The following is a 17,626-nucleotide window of genomic DNA, read 5'->3' as shown; positions in this document are numbered from 1 at the left end:
GTTGAAGCGCCAAGCCGTGCCCTCGGCGCTGATGCGGTGCCAGACGGCACGCTTCTCAAACGGATCCATCTGCGGCCAGTGCTGCACCTCGTGTTCGGTGCGGCCACAGCCCTTGCACACGGCATCCCCTTGGGCGGTGGAACAGATGGCGATGCACGGGGCATCGGGCGTGCTGGCGTACCACGCCAGCCACGCGGCGCGGGCGGGTTCGTCGAGCTGGATGCTGTCCAGCTCGTGCAAACCATGCCACACCATCCAGCCATAGGGTTCGGCCAGGGCGCGCACCTCGGCGCAGGCCCGCAGGCCGTCCGAGGGTTGACGCTCACGCCACCAGTTGATGGCGGCTTCCAGATCGGTGATGTGCAGGGCTGGTGCCAACAAAAACCACGCTTTCTTTTCAATCTGTGCGGTCAGACCCCTGATCTTTAAACTCGGCGTCCCGCATCCATCCTAACGCACCCGGAGCACTGAAAAAGTCTGTGTAAGACTTTTTCCCTTCCTCCAAATAGTGTCCCCATTTTCCCTCAACTTCTGGTGTTGCGAATCCGTCAAAGAGTTCTCTCCACTGTGAAGCATCTTCAGACACGTCGTTCACCAAAGAGCGGTGCAAGAAAGTTTGCTTGGGCAAGCCTTCTCCTGCCGCCTCACCGCTGGCTGGTGTGTCTGCAAACACCAACTGTGTCAGATAACCATCGCGGGCGCCTTCGTAGATCTCATGCAAGCGCTGAAGTGCTGCATCGACAGCCTTCACCAAGCGTTCTGTGTTGGGCGTGGTTGCCCCTAAAACAACCTGAGTTGCAGCAGACAAGAATACCGTGGCCAGATCCACAAAATTACCTGTGACAAGGTGATCTTTGTTGAGATCCGCATTGTCTCCGACATGACCTTTCTCTTTTAAAACAGAGATGCTGTACTGCACACAGTCACCTGCTGCCTTCATGAGAGCAGCCCGGACATCAGACTTATCACTTCCCTCTGCATTGGAAGCCGGCGCTTTTGCTTTTCTAAAATCACGCGTGGCACTAAAAACCCGCCGCAAATCTGGAATTCGGCTGGCCATCGGGTCATTTGCTTCGAGTGATTCAACCGCCGTCAACAAGCTTTTCAGAGCCTCCGTTCCCTTGTGATTAGGCAGGGAAGAAATTCGCTCCCAAGTCCCCAACAAATTAACCAAGCACGCAGTTCCGTGATACCGATACAAATCAATGGCGACATTTAGCTGACTGTTCTCAACAGCAAATCTCAACCCCAATGCGTAGCATGCCAGTTCACATGCCTGCAAAAGCAAGTTGTTTTTGTCTGATTGGCGTCTTAGTCTTGCCATTGCCAAGCCGGAGTTAAACAATGCACTCACAGGCTCATCAAAATCCTCCTGCTTAGCCAAGCTTGACCGAGCGCGCAGACAAGCCCCCAAGGTTGAAATAATAAGCACCCCGCCCTCTCCCAACCTCACCGCCGATGTTTGGCTTGATGATTTTTGCTCGGGGTTTAACGCTATGGCTGCTTTTTCGAAAAGTCCAGCATCCAGAATAACCCACCCAGAGACGACATTCAACATCGACTGAATGCACGTACTCATGGTTGACATGACCTGACTTTGGGGGGCCTCACCCAAATTTTCCACACCTTCCCAGCGCATGGGATCAATATCAAAACGCTGCCATATCTGATCCAGCCCCTTGGTATCCCCCTCCTCGGATTTGGCCTCCACCATATTTCCGACCACACTGATGGTTTGCAATCGATTGATGATTTTAGCCTGCCTAATTTGCCCATCAGAAGGATCCCCTGGAATACCCCCATCAAACTGAAATATTGAACTCAGCTCATTGCTTGCGTTATTACAGCAAATTCTCGCTTTTTCCCAGACCCATTCCGGCGAGCTCAACGGCTTGTTTCCACCGCTCACGGAAAATAGACCTCGCAGCGCCATTGCATACAATGCAACAACTTTCTTGCGATCTTCCCCTCTCCCTTGCTGAAAAACTTGTGCTACCGCAGAAATTGAATCGTATTTATTTTCACTCCAAGCCCTGCTATCAATCCATATCTTGGCAAACACAAAATACATCAAATCAACATATTTTGATTTCACCAACCCATCTTTTACCCTTATGTTTTGCAACGCCCTAACAAAAGCATCCGTAGCGCTCTCTACATCAATTGAAATTGGGATGGACTCAACATAACACAAAACCCCAATATACTCAATGAACGACTTGCGCCATATCTCGACAGTTTGCTCCCCCCGAAATTTTAGTTGCATTTCACGAGAAAAATCTTTTATGGAGTCATCACTGCCTTTAAAAACTCCTTTCGCATACCTCACACATGCAGCATCATGCCAATTAACAGTTAAATCTAGCGGCTCTTTCACCAGCTCAGCCAACAGGCTATCCAACCAATCCTTGTAGCCCTTATATGTAATACCTGAATTATCCCTTCTTGCATCTATAAGCCTCGCTAGTTCTTTTTTGGGGTATGCCCGATCAATCAATACCGCAACAGCTTTTGCAAGTGGTGTACCCTCCACATCGTCAACAAAAAACCTAGCGGATTGGCACAACGCCTGGGCAACCAACACCTCACCATAGGTAAGGTGCGACGACACCATCTTCCCTGACCCATCCGATGTCTCCCGGATGTTGTCCCCTTTGTCAGTTGATTTAGCCCCTCCAAACTTATTCTTTTCAGCAAAAGCTTCGGATATATCACTTTGATTTATCGCACCGCGGGGGTTTTCATTTTTTGCATCTTGGCTATACCCTGCATCACTCATCATTATCTCCTTCTTCAGCACGAGTCATGGTTAAAGCAACGGCAACGAGGAAAAACAAAAACGCACTCAAAATTTTCTCTGGGAAAGTCATTCCAGAATATGTCTGTCGCGCCTGCTGCTCCTGTTGCTCCTGTTGCTCAACCAACCCTTTTAAGTCTAAGCCCAGCAAAAATCGCGGAGCCTCACCCGACTTAGCCAGATACGAACCAAGAATTTTATTAACATGCCCCATAAATGTACGCAAACTTAACGCACCAGGGGACATTTTAAAAACGGCATCGTCCAGAGTACCGGCTACGAAACTTTGATAATCAGCAATGCGCTGAACCTCTGCCCGCCGATCCTCACCTTGCAATACCGCTAGTTTTTTAAGCAGAGTCACTGTATCCGCATAGTAATCCCCTCCCCTTTCTCCACAGACAATGGCTGCGATTAATTCACTTTTCTCCAAGTCGGCAAATAATGGATGCTCCACAACCAAAAAATACAAATCACTCCACTGATTGGTCGGTATATTATGCTCAGCAGACAGGTATTTATTGCGCATTCTATTGATTAACTGCAATCGCTCCGATTGCTCAAATTCTTCACTATAAAACCCCTTCAATAATCTTTTCCAAAAATCGTCAGCATCCCAAGTATTCACCTCTAAATCCGAACTTTTTCCACTCTGGATTTTATCGGAAACCACGCCACTTGACTCTTGCACAGATCCGGCGACATCATCACGATCACTTTTTACTTGTGCGCCATCTGCCTCCTTATCTTTGTTTTTTTCTGGAAAGACACTGACAATTTCTCGTAGTTTTGGCGATGCAGCCAATGTCGCATAGGTCACGTTAACCATGTCAGCAACCCCAACTCTTACGGGCTGGAAAGCCATTTCATCGACCACATCCTTGACATAAGGGAGAACAACCGTAATCCCAGGAATCTCAAAACTTCTACGCAGCAGCGCCAAGGTTTGCTGCACACACTTGGCAGCCCCACGCTCTATCTCATCCACAATGACAACCAATCGAGTCTCGCGTACGCGCAGCGCCTTCAAAACACGCCGCAAATCTTCTTGATAATCCAATTTTAACGGGGACTGATTTTTGAATGTCACCGACACTTCCGTGCTTTCATGCGGCTTCATTTTAACAATCAAACCATCAATAAACGACGCTAAAAAGAATGCCCTAGTTTTTGTTGCATAACCAACAGTTGCCAACTAGTGGAGGAGCTTATTGGTCAGACAAGGGGCAACCGCCCAAAAAACAACGGGATCTTTCACTATGTTTGCAATAAGCCTAAACTCAATATCATCCTCAGCCTCTTCTTGCCAAGCACTGATATATATAGGATTCATGGTAAAATTTCTCTCGCTCGGCTCACTCTTGAGCGATAGGAATTGGCGAATCAATCCACGTAACACGGTACTCTTACCAGACCCCCATCCACCGCGAATTGCAATCATTCGCCCCGCATTGGAAGATCTGCAAATATCACTAACAATGGTATCAACCAACTTTTTCTGACTTGGCAGCAACGTATATCTATCATCCAATTTGTACAAATCTGAAGAACTGCCTGTTTTCTCAACCTGCCAACTAACTCGCAACATCCACCAGTACCGCCTCGCGAAATATTGAAACATCAGCGCAAGCACAAACCACGGGAGCGAACTGGCTAGACTAAATTCTCCTTTTTCATCCGGCTTTTTATCTGCTTCAGCAGCCGCATCTTTTGTCTTTGCCGCATTGCTCGCACAGTAAAAAACCACTCTGTTATCGATCATGGCATATTCTTTTTTACCAGCCATTGATTCTGATTGACTTTCAGAGTTTTGAGATGCCGCATCACCCGATCCACAAGCGGATTTTTCTTTCTTGCTCTCTTTCTCAGCAACCTCAGTAACAAAACCATCGCCTATCACCAAACCTGCAACTGACCCCAACGTCACAGAGTTAACTGCCAAAACAGCAGACACACCGGCCGCAAGCTGAAAAACAAAAAACGCGATATACGCGAATAATATAATAAAAGGGATAGGAAGCCGATCAAAGCAAAACATCACAAAACCTCTCTGCATCTGTTCAAGAAGACCGAAAGTCAATTTCGAATGTTGCGATCAAGGAGCTTCTTACCTAACACGGCAGGAAACCCCTTGAAGGACACCGCCAGTCTATTACTGAAGTGCCTTAACGCACAACTTAAAATCAGGATCTTCCGGGAAAGGCTTGACCTTGAACCCCAGGCTGCGCATCAGGCGCAACATGGTGTCGTTGTTGGACAGCACCAAGCCCTCGATGTCCTCCAGGCCCTTGGCGCGCGCCACGTCCATGATGGCATGCATCAGGCGTGAACCCAGGCCTTGCCCGCCGAAGTCATCGGCCACAACGAGGGAAAACTCACACGTCGTCTGGTCCGGGTTGGTGATGTACCGCGACACCCCAACGATGCGCTGCACCTCTTGGTAACTGCCGTCGTCCTGCTCGACGCGGTCGGTGTGGATGGCCACCAGGGCCATTTCGCGGTCATAGTCGATCAGGGTGTAGCGCGCCAGCATCTTGGCCGGCAGCTCGGTCATCGAGCTGACGAAACGGAAGTAGCGGCTCTGCGGGCTCAGGCTCTTCACCAGGGCTTGCAGCATGTCGGCATCGTCCGGGTGGATCGGGCGGATGCGGTACAGGTCGCCCCCCTTCATCGGCCATTCGCGCTCCAAGCCCGCCGGGTAGGGCAGGATCGCCAAGTGGCTGTAAGCCTGGGTGTTTTGCGGCGCGTGCTCGATGACGATGCGTGCATCCACCGCCACCGCCCCATCGTCGTCCACGATGATGGGGTTGATGTCCATTTCGCGCAGTTGCGGCAGGGTACACACCATTTCCGACACGCGCAGCAGCACCTGTTCCAACGCTTCCATCTTCACCGGCGGCGAGCCGCGCCAGTGGCCCAGCGTTTCGGCCACGCGGGCCCGCTCGATCAGGCGATGCGCCAAGAACTGGTTCAACGGCGGCAGTTCCATTGCTTGGTCGGCGATGAGTTCGATCATGGTGCCGCCCGCGCCAAAGGTGATGACGGGGCCGAACGGCTCGTCATTGGTCAGGCCGATGTAGATCTCGCGCCCACGCGGCTTGCCGCTCATCGGCTGGATGGTCACGCCGTTGATGCGCGCTTCGGGTTTGGCGCGTTTCACGCGGGTCAACATGCTGTTGAAGGTGTCGCGCACCTGGGCGGCGCTCATGACGTTGAGCACCACGCCCTGCACATCGGTTTTATGGCTGATGTCCGGCGAATCGATTTTCAATGCCACCGGGTAGCCCAACTGGCTGGCAATGAGCATGGCCTCGGTGGCGCTGCGGGCCAGCATGGTGCGCGTCACCGGGATGTGGAAGGCGGCCAGCAGGGCCTTGGATTCCATTTCGGTGAGCACGCGGCGGCGCTCGGCCAACACGCCTTCGATGAGCAAGCGTGCGCCTTCGGCGTCCGGCGTGGCCAGGGTGGACAGCGGCGGCGGCGTTTGCTGCAACAACTGCTGGTTTTGGTAGAAGCTGGCGATGTTGCCGAACGCATCCACCGCCGATTCGGGCGTGCGGAAGCTGGGGATGGGCTTGGCGTTGAGCAGGGCGCGGGCGTCGCGCACGGTGTCGTCGCCCATCCAGCAGGCCACCAGCGGTTTGCTGAGTTTGGCGCTGCCTTCGATCACCGCTTTGGCGATGCTTTCCGGGTCGGCATTCGGGTAGCAGGTGGGCTTGGGCGAGTAGATCACCAGCACGCCATCGACGCCCGAATCGCTGGCGCAGGCCAGCACGGCGTCGCGGTAATGATCGGCGCTGGCTTCTTCGCTCAAATCAATGAGGCGGCCAATCGAGGCGGCGGGCGACAGTTTGAGTGCCAGGGACGCGCGTTGGGTTTCCCCCAAGCGGGCGACTTCCAGGCCGATGTCGTTCGTCCAGTCAGCGGCGAGCACGCCGGGGCCGCCGCCGTTGGTGATGATGGCCAAACGCTTGCCCACCGGGCGGTAGCGCGAAGCCAAGCAGCGCGCCGCCGAGAACAGTTGCGTGAAGGTGCGCACGCGCACCACGCCAGCGCGACGCAGGGCGGCTTCAAACACATCGTCGGCACCGACGATGGCAGCGGAGTGGGTCAGCGCCGCATCGCTGCCCGCCGGCATCCGACCGGCCTTCATCACCACCACGGGTTTGACGGCGGCAGCAGCGCGCAGGCTGCTCATGAAACGCCGAGCGTGGGTGATGCCTTCCATGTACACCAAGATGCTTTGGGTGTGGGCATCGTTGGCGAGGAAATCGAGCACCTGGGCCAAATCCACCGAGGTGTTGGCGCCCAGCGAGACAACGTTGGAAAAGCCCACGCCGTTTTGTTTGGCCCAGTCGAGGATGGACGCGGTCAGCGAACCCGACTGCGACACCAACCCCAGCGACCCCTTGGCAGCCAATTCGCCGGCCACGCTGGCGTTGAGCTTGAGCATCGGGCGCTGGAAGCCCAAGCTGTTGGGGCCGAGAGTTGCATGCCGTGGTGTTTGGCGATGGCGTGCAGCGTGGCGCAGCGCGCTTGCGGCAAACCCGCCGAGATGACCGACGCCGCCCGGCAGCGGATGCGCCCGGCGATTTCCAGCGCGGGTTCGAGTTGGTCATGCGGCAGGGCGATGATGGCCAAATCTGCGCGGGATTGGGCCAGTTCGGACAGCGTGCCTTGCTGGTCGATGCTCATCCAAGTGATGGCGCCAGCAAAACCGGAGGCTTTGAGCGAAGCGATGAGCGCAGCGGCCATCGGTTGCTGCGGCGAAGGTTGTTCCGGATCGCCTGCGAACACGACGATGGACTTGGGCGAGAACAGGGGGGTGAGGAAGTGTTGATCCACGGGGGTATCACCTGGGATGCCAGGGCCGTTTCAGTCGAGAAAAGAAAACGCCCAGCTTAGGCAAACATCGGGGATAACCCTTGATCCTGGGCGAAGGGATTCATGTTGCAGTGCATCATGGCAGAAAGACTTGATACGGGTCAGGTTTGTGGCTGGGGTGCAGTGATGTGGTGGCCATGGCCCCCCTCTCCCCTTGCGGGAGAGGGGCTGGGGGAGAGGGGGCAACCGCCGCAAAACTCCCCCCCCTTTTTTGAACCCCAACCCCAGCCAGCGGGTGCCAGTAGGAAACGGTGGCGTACGGGGGAGCGCCCCCTCTCCCCAACCCCTCTCCCACAAGGGGAGAGGGGCTTTGTCGACCAGGTGTTGATTTGCGTTGCTGCGTTCTGGGTTTGACACGTGACGGGCTGCGCACGGAAAACTGGGTGGGGTAAAACAGCCCGCATGACCGCCCACTTCCACCTCCAACCCATCCCCCCCGACACCCGCCCCAGCACCAGCGATTGGGCCATGCTGGATGCCACCGAACACGCCCGCGCCATCCGCCTGCGTCGCCCGCAAGATCAAGCCCTGTACGTCCACGCCCACGCCCTGCTGAGGCGGATCCTCAGCCAGCACCATCCCGTGCCCGCGCCCGCGTGGCGCTTCACCAGCGGGCCGCACGGTCAACCCGCGCTGTGCCCCCAACACCACCCGGACGCTCAGGGGTTGCGCTTCAACCTGTCGCACTGCGCAGGTCTGGTGGCCGTGGCCGTCGCTTGGGGGCGGGACGTGGGCGTCGATGTCGAAACCCGGGCCTCGCTGCACGATGTGGACGCCCTCGCCCCGCTGGTGCTCAGCCCCGCCGAAGCTTGCCACGCCGACAACGCGCCGTCCTCTTCGCTCCTCACCCGCCAGCGCTTTTTCCTCACCCGCTGGACGCTCAAAGAAGCCACGCTCAAAGCCCTGGGCCTCGGCTTGGGAGGCATCGAACTGCCCGCACTCGACCTGGCCCCCGCACCCCCCGGCCACCCCAGCCCCTGGCACACTCGCGTGCTGACCCCGCAGGCCCCCGCCCTCCAAACTCGGCTCGAATCCCTCTGGCTGCACACCCAGCCTGAAGGCGACGCCCACCAATGGGCCTTGGCCTGCGAACGTCACACCCCGGATGAACGGCTGGCTTGGCAGCTCATCCGCCACCCCGCCCCCTCGACCCTCTAACCCACTGTGGCCCGCATCACGCTCTACTGCCAACCCGGCGCCAAACAGACCCAACTGGCCGGTCTGCACGATGGCAAACCCAAAATCCAACTCAAAGCGCCCCCCGTCGATGGCGAGGCCAACAAAGCGCTGATTGCTTTTTTGGCCGCACGCTGCGGGGTGGCCAAATCGGCCATCACCATCGAAATGGGCGCGGCCAGCCGCATCAAGCGCGTGGACGTGAACGGCGTCACCGATGCCGAATTGCTCGCCGCGCTCGATTTGCCCACGCCCTGAACGCCCTCTTATCGCCCATGAAACTCGCCACCTGGAACGTCAACTCTCTGAGCGTGCGCTTGCCCCAAGTGCTGGCCTGGCTGGCCGACAACCCGCTCGACGTGCTCGCCCTGCAAGAAACCAAACTCACCGACGACAAATTCCCCGCCGCCGAGCTGCAAACCGCTGGTTGGCACGCCACGTGGTTCGGGCAAAAGACGTACAACGGCGTGGCCTTGCTCTCCCGCCACCCGCTGACGGATGTGGTGCGCAACATCCCCGGTTTCGCGGATGAGCAGGCCCGCGTGATCGCGGCCACGCTGGGCGAGGGCGACACCCGCGTGCGGGTGATCGGCGCGTATTTCCCCAACGGCCAAGCGCCGGACAGTGACAAATTCACCTACAAAATGGCGTGGCTGAATGCCCTGCGCACCTGGGTGCAAGCCGAACTCGCCGCCCACCCGCGCCTGGTGCTGATGGGGGACTTCAACATCACCCCCGACGATCGGGATGTGCATGACCCCGTGGCGTGGGCCGGGCAAATCCACTGCACGCCCGAGGAACGCACCCACTTCGCCGGCCTGCTGGCCCTGGGTCTGCACGATGCGTTTCGTTTGTTTGAGCAGGCACCCAAAAGCTGGAGCTGGTGGGATTACCGCAACTTGGCGTTCAGAAAAAACCAAGGCTTGCGCATCGATCACATTTTGGTGAGTGACGCGCTGCGCGCTCAGGTCAGTGCTTGTCACATCGACAAAGCGCCGCGCAAAAACGAGCGCCCAAGCGACCACGCGCCCGTGGTGCTGGCGCTCTCGGATTGAGGCCCCCCCCGGGGTTCAGCTCGCGGGTTCGGTGGGCGCTTTGTCTGCCTTCTGCCCGCAGTGGAAACAGAATTTGGAGAACGCGATTTTGCGCGTGCCGCAGGCAGGACAGGCATCGAATACCTCGATGCCGCAGTGTTGGCAGAAATTGTCCGTCGCTGCTGTGATGGGGCGTTCGCAGCTCGGGCAAATGCCTTTGCCGATTCGGGTCAGCGCCAAATCGTAGTCCATGTCGTGTTTGCGTTGGGCGTCCGGCTGGTGTTCGAGGGCGCGCTGCTGTTCGATGTACCGTTGCAGCGCTGCAATGGCATAACGCCCCGCCACCAGCGTGACCACCACCCCGACGGTATACCGCACATACCCCCCATAACTCGGCAGGTACGGCACCAACTCGACAAAAAACGCAAACCCGCTGAAGAAAATAAAACCCCAAACAAAAGGCCAATACGTTTGGCGCCGATGTTTGACAAACAAATAAATGGACACCCCCAGCAGCGGCAACACAAACGCCAGCCGATAAATGAACACCCGCAGTTCGATGGCTTTTTGCCCGGACTCAAACTGAGCGGCAGCGGCCTCCTCCACGTCGGCCAACGCCCGGTTGGCTTGGGCTTTCGATTGGGCCACATCGAGCAACTTTTTCTCGATGGCCTCCATGGCGGCCAACTGATCCCGCTCTTTTTTACGCAATTGTTCCAATTGCGTTGTGCGTTCGATCACCTCACGGTCTTGATCCGCCCGCTGCGTGGCTTGGCGCGTGGTGACCCACGCATCGAACGCCTGCCGGGCCGATTGATGATCCGCCCGGGCGGTTTGCAGCAACAATTTGATTTGCTCTAACCGCTCGTTGACGGCAGTTTCCTCTTGCTCCAGTGTTTTAATTTGCTGGGTTAACCGGTCTTTGGCGGCACGGTCTACAAAATCTTCGGAGGACAATCGGCTTTCAATGCGCGGCAAATCCCCCACCACCGCCCCACCGAGACCGATCAGAAAATAAGCGAACAACACTGCAATCAACCACAAACCGCGATTGAACCATTTTTCAGACAATCTCAGATGATGGGCCATGTCACACCTCCTTTGGCATGTGCGCGGCGTTGCTCACGCCCTCACAAACTTCACAAAAAACCCACCGCCACAATCCCCAACGTCAACCCTGCCACGGGTGCAGCGAAACGGGCGTGGGTTTTCCAATCGATGCGTATGCCCTGCTCCGCTGCCAAATCAGCCACGATCAGGTTCGCCACCGATCCCACCAGCAACAGGTTACCCGCATAGGTGCTCACCAAGGCCAGCAGCAGGCCAGCTTCGGTGCCACCTGGCCCTTGGATGTGTGGCAGCAGCAACATCACCGCCGGCACATTGCCCACGATGTTGGACAAACCAAGCGCAGCCACAAACAACGGCCCTGTGTCGCTCAACCGCACGCCATGCGCTGCCAGTGCGGCCACGGCCTGCGCTGCCAACCCGGTGCGCTCAAACGCATGGTTGACCACAAACAGCCCCATGAACATCACCAGCAGCTCCCAATCCACGAAGCCCATGACGTGGGAGCTGTGAAAACGCCGACTCAACAGCAGCACACCTGCCGCCACCAATGCCACCACATCGTGCGGCCACGACGTCCACAAAAAGCACGCCAGCACGCTGCCTGCCACCAGCCCGCCTTTGAGCGTTTGCAGACGGTCAAACGGTGGGTCGTGGCGCCAGCCTGGTTCGTCTGTCAATGGGGCTGCTGGGGTGAAGGCCGCCCGCAGTTCATGCCGCTGCGGCCCATGGGCGAGCCACAGCCACAACACCCCCAAACTCAGCAACACCGGCCCGACAGCCACCTGGGCATGGCGGGTGAAGGGTATCTGCAACACCGAACCGATCAGCATGTTCTGAGGGTTGCCCATCAAGGTGGCAGCCGAGCCGATGTTGGCGGCACACGCCAAGCCGACCAAATAAGGCACCGGGTGCAGGCCACGCGCCAGGCAAATGCGAGCGACCACGGGTGTCATCGCCAAACAGATCACATCGTTGGAGAACACTGCCGACAGCGGCGCAGCCACCCCAATCAGCGCGGCCATGAAGGCCGATGGGGACAGCGGTTTTGCACCCACCCAGCGCACACAGGCGCTGTAAAACCCGCCCAGCCGCATCTGCGCCGACATGACCATAAAGGAAAACAGCAGCAAGATGGTGGGCAGGTCGATGGCGCGAGCGGCGGTGTCCACATCCATGACACCACTGCCGATGACGGCAATGGCCCCCAGCAGCGCAACTCCGGCCCGATCGAGTTTCAGCTTAGGCAAGCCGCCCAGGAACATGCCCAGGTAAACAAGGGTGAACACGGCGATCACGACCCCCTCTTGAGCCCAACTCAAGGGAGACGCCACCGCCACAGTGGCAACAGTGGAAGACATGCGGCGGGGTTATACCCGCTCAACCACCATCGCAATCCCCTGCCCCACGCCGATGCACATCGTCGCCAACCCATAGCGCCCACCCGTGCGGTGCAGTTGGTTCACCGCCGTCATCACCAAACGCGCAGGATGGCTCACGCTCGCATCCTCCGCTTTGCTCAATCGCTCTAGAAACGCTTAGATCGCAGGCTGTACCGGCAAACGCCCAGCTTCTGGAAACAGTTCAGCAGCCGACCCGAGACCTCTCGCCCAGCGAGCGTGTCCGGAATCCAGAGAATCACCATCAGGCCTGAGGAGCCTCGATCGCCTCGTCGAGCTTGATGACAGTCTCGAGCATTCGCCGAACGACCGCAGCGTCGAACTCTTCCGTTCTGTTCTCTTCATGGGTTCCTTTGTTCAGGTAAGTCCACTCGATTTTGTGCTTCTCGCCGTAGCTAAGCATCTCGTCCAGGTGTGGCACTACTTCCTTGAAAACTGCCACGCCCTTCGCTCCAAGAAACTTCTTAAGCCCATTTGCCAAACTCATGAGATCAGGCTCTCCCGGCCTCCACATACCAACACTGATCTGTGCCGACAGTTTCTTCTCTCCAATTCTCTTCCAGAGACGGTTGAGTTCTTCTTCGAAAGCCTTGCGGACATAACTCAGGGAGTCTCGCATACACCCTTCTTCGTAGCTTCTCCTCGCCACCATGAGATAGTGACGAGGCGAGTCGAGCTTCACCGTGATTTTCTTGGCGGCAAGCGGTACGAGGAAGTCTATTCGGGTTACCGTTGTCTCGTACCTTTTCATAGGCACGGCATTCTCGAGACGTTTCACAAAATCCTCACCGTGGGTCGTGACGATGAGTTGCCTATTACCGACCTCTTCCGGATTCAAGATAAGGTCGATGATCGCGCCCCGGTGCTCGTCATCGATCGAGTTCACTACATCATCGAATATTAGGAATGGGAGACGGTCTCTGGTGATCTTCGCTAACAGGATCGCGAGTCCCAGGCACCGAATGTGCCCTTCGCTGAGAACCAGGAGCGCGTCACACTTGCTCCCGTTCTCGAACTCGATCTCTATTTTTTCCCCGACAGCCGTCGGCAACCTCAGGGACTTCAGTCTGTCGGAAGGGTGGTCGTTCTTGTTGATCTCGTTGTAGAACTTGAGTGTCTTCTCGTTGAGATCTGCGGCCAGGGCCAAGGGCAGTCCGGCGTTGTAGGCCAGGAGCTTTCCACGGAACGTGGCGTAAGCTTGGCTGTAGCTCAGGTTTCTCTCGACATCCGATTTCTCTGCTTCCGCCTCTCTAATGAGTTCCTCATTCTCCCGGTTGAACTTGTCGATCGCCTGCGTTGCCTCTGTCTCGCTCTTCGAGTTCGCAGCGACGATGGTCGAGATAGCCACGATTTCTTCAAGATCCTTGTCGATCGCGAGGTTATCGTCCTCAAGTTTTTTGATAACAGCCTTGGATTGCTCGACTTTTCCGTTATGGATTGTGGTCGCATCTTTCAATGACTGAAGTAACTCGCGCTTGGCCTGCACAGCCCAGAGGAAGGTTTCGATGCCCGCCGTATCTTTGGCGTCGAAAGCCTCAGCGCTGAACGAACTGACCTCGGACGCTCCGACGAACCCGACAGCCGTGGCAGACGCCGGAAGCTTGGCGATTTTCGAAAATAAGTCCCCCCAGCCAAGAGCAAGGGTCTCCCGGATTTCCTTGATCCGCCCTTCGGCTCTCAGGGCAGCGTCGAAGTGCTTCAGATTTTCCTCCGCATTGCCGTACGGATCGACCGGAACAACGAGTCGACCGTCGCGGTAGAGTTCGGAGGCGCACGCGGGACACTCATTCCCGAAATTTTCGCGATTTCCCAAGATCGCGGTGTAAAGATCCCGAAGAGAAAGCTGGTTCTTGTACTGGTTAAGGCGCTCTTCCAATTCCGCCTTCTCTTTGATGAGCCGGATCAGTCTGTCAGCGTCGGCCAAGATGCTGTCCGTCCCGGGATCTGTGGCGGTTTTAAGGTTCTGCAGGAGGCCGATTTCAGTGTTGTTCGCCTTTCGCCTGCCGCCGCTGCCTTCGGGGCCAGTTAAGGTGGCCTTGATTTCCTCAAGATCCTTGCACTCCATATATTTTGCAAGCAGCGAAGCGCCTCGCGTTTCGGCGGCTTTGGCCTTCTCCGAGAGACCCTCGAGGATCGCCTTGTGTCCAGCAATGCCCTTCGCCCGATTCGCAAGATCCTTCCCCTTTTTACCGACGCAGTCTAGGTAAGGTTCGAGGCTCTCGTTGAACTGCGTTGCGAACGCGTTGAATTCTTCCAAACCGAACAGCGCCGCTAGCCGCGCTTGCTGGGCGGATGGGGTATTGGCCGCAACCCGTGCGAATCCATCAATCCGGTTCTTTTCGATGAAGCAGAATTCGAAATTACGGGGATCCGATTTCACTTCGATTCCCTGCTTCTTCGCAGTATCTCCGTACAGAATTGGATTCACCGACTTCCTCGATATGGCGTTCCTGATGTAATCAGAAACGGGTATCCGCTTCGAATCCGCTTCGTGGATGGAAGCGAGCAACCCATATTCGAGCGCCTCACAGAGACTCGACTTTCCCGTCCCGTTAGGTCCATAAACGAACGTATACGGATTTTTGAATTCAAAAACGTGCTTATCGCAAAACCCACGAAAATGCTCAACCTCCACTTTGGCAAGCCGGATAATCTCACCCTCATTCGCCCTCGCTTCGTCGACCGTTATTTCTAGCACTGGGGGCGACACACCTTTATCACCGATTATTTTCGCCAATATTTTCCCACGCCGCCCCCCGGCCGATCCGACTGCTGAGATTTTTTCAAAACTATCCAGTATCAAAGCAGCCAATTTTTTCTCGTGCTCAGATAGTTCTGGGGCCAACTTGGCGACAAAACGTTTAAATTCGGCTCTTGATTTGTTCATAGCCACTCTCGAAGCGGTTATTCGATAGGTTGCTGGTCGTCAGCAACGACACTCCTATTCTATAGATAAATATTTGCTAGGCAAGTGGCGTACAAGGCTTTTCGGAAGCCTGGGCATCCTCCAGAGCTCCCCGTCTGCTCGACTTAGTTTCCCGCCATTGCGCAACTAACCCGACCAACGTCCGGATTGGAACGCAACCTGCCTGAATTAGTCACCGCCCTTCACGCCAGACCAGCAACAAATCGCTAATAGTTAGCACACGCAGGACAGTTCAGATCAAACCGGGGGCTTCAGCGAGCCGGGCCACCGTGCCGGCTCAGAAACATTTTTGAACTACCCCTGAATCAAACCCGCTCAACCACCATCGCAATCCCCTGCCCTACGCCGATGCACATCGTCGCCAAGCCATAGCGCCCACCCGTGCGGTGCAGTTGGTTCACCGCCGTCATCACCAACCGGGCGCCGCTGGCGCCCAGCGGATGGCCCAGCGCAATCGCCCCGCCGTTCGGGTTCACACGCGGATCGTCGTCTTGCAACCCCAAGTCGCGCAGCACGGCCAAACCCTGGGCGGCGAAGGCTTCGTTCAGTTCGATCACGTCCATCTGCGCCAGCGTGAGGCCAGTGAGTTCCAACACCTTGCGCGTGGCCGGCGCCGGGCCGATCCCCATGATGCGCGGCGCCACCCCCGCCGTGGCCATGCCCACCACGCGGGCACGCGGCGTCAAGCCGTGGCGGGCGGCAGCCGCTTCACTGGCCAGCAGCAGCGCACAAGCGCCATCGTTCACGCCGCTGGCGTTGCCCGCCGTCACGGTGCCGTCGGGGCGCACCACGCCTTTGAGTTTGGCCAGCGCTTCCAGGCTGGTGTCACGCGGGTGCTCGTCTTTGGCGACGATCAGCGGCTCGCCCTTTTTCTGCGGCAACGTCACCGGGCAGATTTCCGCATCAAAGAAGCCTGCCGCTTGCGCCGCCACGGTTTTCTTCTGGCTGGCCAGGGCGAAGCGGTCTTGGTCTTCGCGGCTGATGTGGAAGTCGGTGGCGACGTTCTCTGCCGTTTCGGGCATCGAATCCACGCCGTAGGCCTTGCGCATCGCTGGGTTGATGAAGCGCCAGCCAATCGTCGTGTCATAAACCGCGTTGTCGCGGCTGAACGCACTCGTCGCCTTGGGCATGACGAACGGGGCGCGGCTCATGCTCTCCACCCCGCCGGCGATCATCAACCCCGCTTCACCGGCTTTGATGGCCCGCGCCGCTGTGCCCACCGCATCCATGCCCGAACCGCACAGCCGGTTCACGGTAGAGCCCGGCACGCCCAGCGGCAGCCCCGCCAGCAGCGCGGACATGCGTGCCACATTGCGGTTGTCCTCGCCGGCTTGGTTGGCGCAGCCATAAATCACATCGGTGAGCGCCTCCCAATCCAGCGTCGGATGGCGCGCCATGAGCGCCCGCAGCGGCAGCGCCCCCAAATCGTCCGCCCGCACGCCGGACAGAGCACCGCCGTAGCGGCCAAAGGGCGTACGTTGTGCATCACAAATAAAAGCTTGAGCCATGGTGAAGAAACAAAGTCAAAGAAAAAACAGCAGGGCCGATGCACAGAAAAAGCCCCTCTCCCCTCGCGGGAGAGGGGTTGGGGAGAGGGGGCTGCCCCCCCCGCACATCACACCCCCAGATACCGATGCAGCGTGTCCTCATCCCGAGCCAGGGTTTCGGAATCCCCCTCCAGCACGACGCGCCCCTTCTCCAGCACCACACACCGATCCGTGGTGCCGAGCACGTGGCGGTAATTGCGATCCACCACCAGCGAGGCGATGCCACTTTGGCGAATCAGACCGATGACGCGCCAAATCTCCGCCACCACCAGCGGCGCCAAACCTTCGGTGGCCTCGTCGAGGATCATCAAATCCGGATGCGTCATCAGCGCCCGGCCAATGGCCAACATCTGCTGTTCGCCGCCCGAGAGCTGCCCGCCCCCGTTGTTCAGGCGCTCGGCCAGGCGGGGGAAGGTGTCGAGCACGCGCTCGAACGTCCAGTCGCGCTGGCCGCGCACGCCGGGGCGGGCGGCCATGACGAGGTTTTCGCGCACACTCAAATTCGGGAACACGCCGCGCCCTTCCGGCACGTAACCGATGCCCAGCCGAACGATGCGCTCGGTCGGCCATCCGGTGACGCGCTGCCCGGCCACCGTCACCTCGCCCGACGTGGCGTGCAACTGGCCGATCAAACTGCGGATCAGCGTGGTTTTGCCCATGCCGTTGCGCCCCAGCAAGCCCACGGCCTCGCCTCGGCGGATCGACAGGCCCACGCCGTGCAACACATGGCTCTGGCCGTAGTAGGTGTGCAGGCCCTCGGCGTGCAGGATGAAATCGTCACTCATGCTGTGGGG

At 57.6% G+C, this 17,626-nt stretch carries 14 protein-coding genes and 1 pseudogene; 3 read left to right on the top strand and 12 right to left on the bottom strand.

What is annotated here, in order from left to right; all coding sequences use genetic code 11:
- Nucleotides 1-36: 36 nt before the first annotated feature.
- The 6 genes and pseudogenes from VITFI_RS18200 to VITFI_RS18195 all read right to left on the bottom strand — a co-directional run.
- Nucleotides 37-378, bottom strand: a pseudogene (locus VITFI_RS18200) (DUF3717 domain-containing protein); the annotation flags it as partial.
- Between the two features lie 19 nt (nt 379-397).
- Entirely contained in the window at nt 398-2,782 is a 2,385-nt protein-coding gene (locus VITFI_RS08035; protein ID WP_157725605.1) for a hypothetical protein, read from the bottom strand.
- Entirely contained in the window at nt 2,772-3,992 is a 1,221-nt protein-coding gene (locus tag VITFI_RS08030) for a P-loop NTPase fold protein (protein ID WP_157725604.1), read from the bottom strand. The genes VITFI_RS08035 and VITFI_RS08030 overlap by 11 nt, the downstream gene beginning before the upstream one ends.
- Nucleotides 3,993-4,877 carry a P-loop NTPase fold protein gene (locus tag VITFI_RS17885; RefSeq protein WP_157725603.1) on the bottom strand — a complete coding sequence of 295 codons (885 nt, stop codon included), beginning with the start codon at nt 4,875-4,877 and terminating at the stop codon, nt 3,993-3,995.
- A gap of 72 nt (nt 4,878-4,949) precedes the next feature.
- Nucleotides 4,950-7,250, bottom strand: coding sequence for a bifunctional acetate--CoA ligase family protein/GNAT family N-acetyltransferase (locus VITFI_RS08025; protein ID WP_198301684.1), 2,301 nt, complete (start codon nt 7,248-7,250; stop codon nt 4,950-4,952).
- Nucleotides 7,169-7,642: a hypothetical protein gene (locus tag VITFI_RS18195; RefSeq protein ID WP_198301683.1), complete on the bottom strand. Its 474-nt coding sequence runs from the start codon at nt 7,640-7,642 to the stop codon at nt 7,169-7,171. Before VITFI_RS18195 ends, VITFI_RS08025 begins: the two co-directional genes overlap by 82 nt.
- 441 nt (nt 7,643-8,083) lie before the next feature.
- On the opposite strand from VITFI_RS18195, the gene VITFI_RS08020 reads away from it, so the two are divergent.
- From VITFI_RS08020 to xth, 3 genes are read left to right on the top strand one after another with little or no spacing between them, the layout of a single operon-like run.
- Nucleotides 8,084-8,839 (top strand): 4'-phosphopantetheinyl transferase family protein, encoded by a 756-nt coding sequence (locus VITFI_RS08020; protein ID WP_089416500.1) that lies wholly within the window; start codon nt 8,084-8,086, stop codon nt 8,837-8,839.
- 6 nt (nt 8,840-8,845) lie between these two features.
- Nucleotides 8,846-9,115: a DUF167 domain-containing protein gene (locus tag VITFI_RS08015; protein WP_089416499.1), complete on the top strand. Its 270-nt coding sequence runs from the start codon at nt 8,846-8,848 to the stop codon at nt 9,113-9,115.
- A gap of 17 nt (nt 9,116-9,132) precedes the next feature.
- A complete protein-coding gene (gene xth / locus VITFI_RS08010; RefSeq protein WP_089416498.1) occupies nt 9,133-9,912 on the top strand; it encodes an exodeoxyribonuclease III in 780 nt (259 codons plus the stop codon).
- Nucleotides 9,913-9,927: 15 nt separating this feature from the next.
- On the opposite strand, the gene VITFI_RS08005 is transcribed toward xth, so the two are convergent.
- The 6 genes from VITFI_RS08005 to VITFI_RS07980 form a co-directional block, all read right to left on the bottom strand.
- Nucleotides 9,928-10,917 (bottom strand): double zinc ribbon domain-containing protein, encoded by a 990-nt coding sequence (locus VITFI_RS08005; RefSeq protein WP_198301682.1) that lies wholly within the window; start codon nt 10,915-10,917, stop codon nt 9,928-9,930.
- A gap of 113 nt (nt 10,918-11,030) precedes the next feature.
- The gene (locus VITFI_RS08000; protein ID WP_089416496.1) at nt 11,031-12,320 is read right to left on the bottom strand and encodes an anion transporter; all 1,290 of its coding nucleotides are present in this window, start codon (nt 12,318-12,320) and stop codon (nt 11,031-11,033) included.
- A gap of 9 nt (nt 12,321-12,329) precedes the next feature.
- Nucleotides 12,330-12,458 (bottom strand): hypothetical protein, encoded by a 129-nt coding sequence (locus VITFI_RS07995; RefSeq protein WP_232476688.1) that lies wholly within the window; start codon nt 12,456-12,458, stop codon nt 12,330-12,332.
- Nucleotides 12,459-12,603: 145 nt separating this feature from the next.
- The gene (locus tag VITFI_RS07990) at nt 12,604-15,246 is read right to left on the bottom strand and encodes an AAA family ATPase (protein WP_089416495.1); all 2,643 of its coding nucleotides are present in this window, start codon (nt 15,244-15,246) and stop codon (nt 12,604-12,606) included.
- A 344-nt stretch (nt 15,247-15,590) separates the two neighbouring features.
- Nucleotides 15,591-16,793 (bottom strand): 3-oxoadipyl-CoA thiolase, encoded by a 1,203-nt coding sequence (pcaF, locus tag VITFI_RS07985; RefSeq protein ID WP_089416494.1) that lies wholly within the window; start codon nt 16,791-16,793, stop codon nt 15,591-15,593.
- A 107-nt stretch (nt 16,794-16,900) separates the two neighbouring features.
- Nucleotides 16,901-17,617: an ABC transporter ATP-binding protein gene (locus VITFI_RS07980; RefSeq protein ID WP_089416493.1), complete on the bottom strand. Its 717-nt coding sequence runs from the start codon at nt 17,615-17,617 to the stop codon at nt 16,901-16,903.
- Nucleotides 17,618-17,626: the final 9 nt, after the last annotated feature.

This window comes from Vitreoscilla filiformis, assembly GCF_002222655.1.
Classification (GTDB): Bacteria; Pseudomonadota; Gammaproteobacteria; order Burkholderiales; family Burkholderiaceae_C; genus Ideonella; species Ideonella filiformis.
The sequence above is the reverse complement of the archived record's forward strand: the minus strand, read 5'-3'. Positions and strand labels throughout refer to the sequence as shown.

Bases quoted from the DNA above. Each gene is read 5' to 3' on its own strand.
- VITFI_RS07990 (WP_089416495.1), bottom strand. From the start codon at position 15,246: ATGAACAAATCAAGAGCCGAATTTAAACGTTTTGTCGCCAAGTTGGCC.
- VITFI_RS07980 (WP_089416493.1), bottom strand. From the start codon at position 17,617: ATGAGTGACGATTTCATCCTGCACGCCGAGGGCCTGCACACCTACTAC.
- VITFI_RS08020 (WP_089416500.1), top strand. From the start codon at position 8,084: ATGACCGCCCACTTCCACCTCCAACCCATCCCCCCCGACACCCGCCCC.
- VITFI_RS08000 (WP_089416496.1), bottom strand. From the start codon at position 12,320: ATGTCTTCCACTGTTGCCACTGTGGCGGTGGCGTCTCCCTTGAGTTGG.
- pcaF (WP_089416494.1), bottom strand. From the start codon at position 16,793: ATGGCTCAAGCTTTTATTTGTGATGCACAACGTACGCCCTTTGGCCGC.
- VITFI_RS08025 (WP_198301684.1), bottom strand. From the start codon at position 7,250: ATGCTCAAGCTCAACGCCAGCGTGGCCGGCGAATTGGCTGCCAAGGGG.
- VITFI_RS08035 (WP_157725605.1), bottom strand. From the start codon at position 2,782: ATGATGAGTGATGCAGGGTATAGCCAAGATGCAAAAAATGAAAACCCC.
- xth (WP_089416498.1), top strand. From the start codon at position 9,133: ATGAAACTCGCCACCTGGAACGTCAACTCTCTGAGCGTGCGCTTGCCC.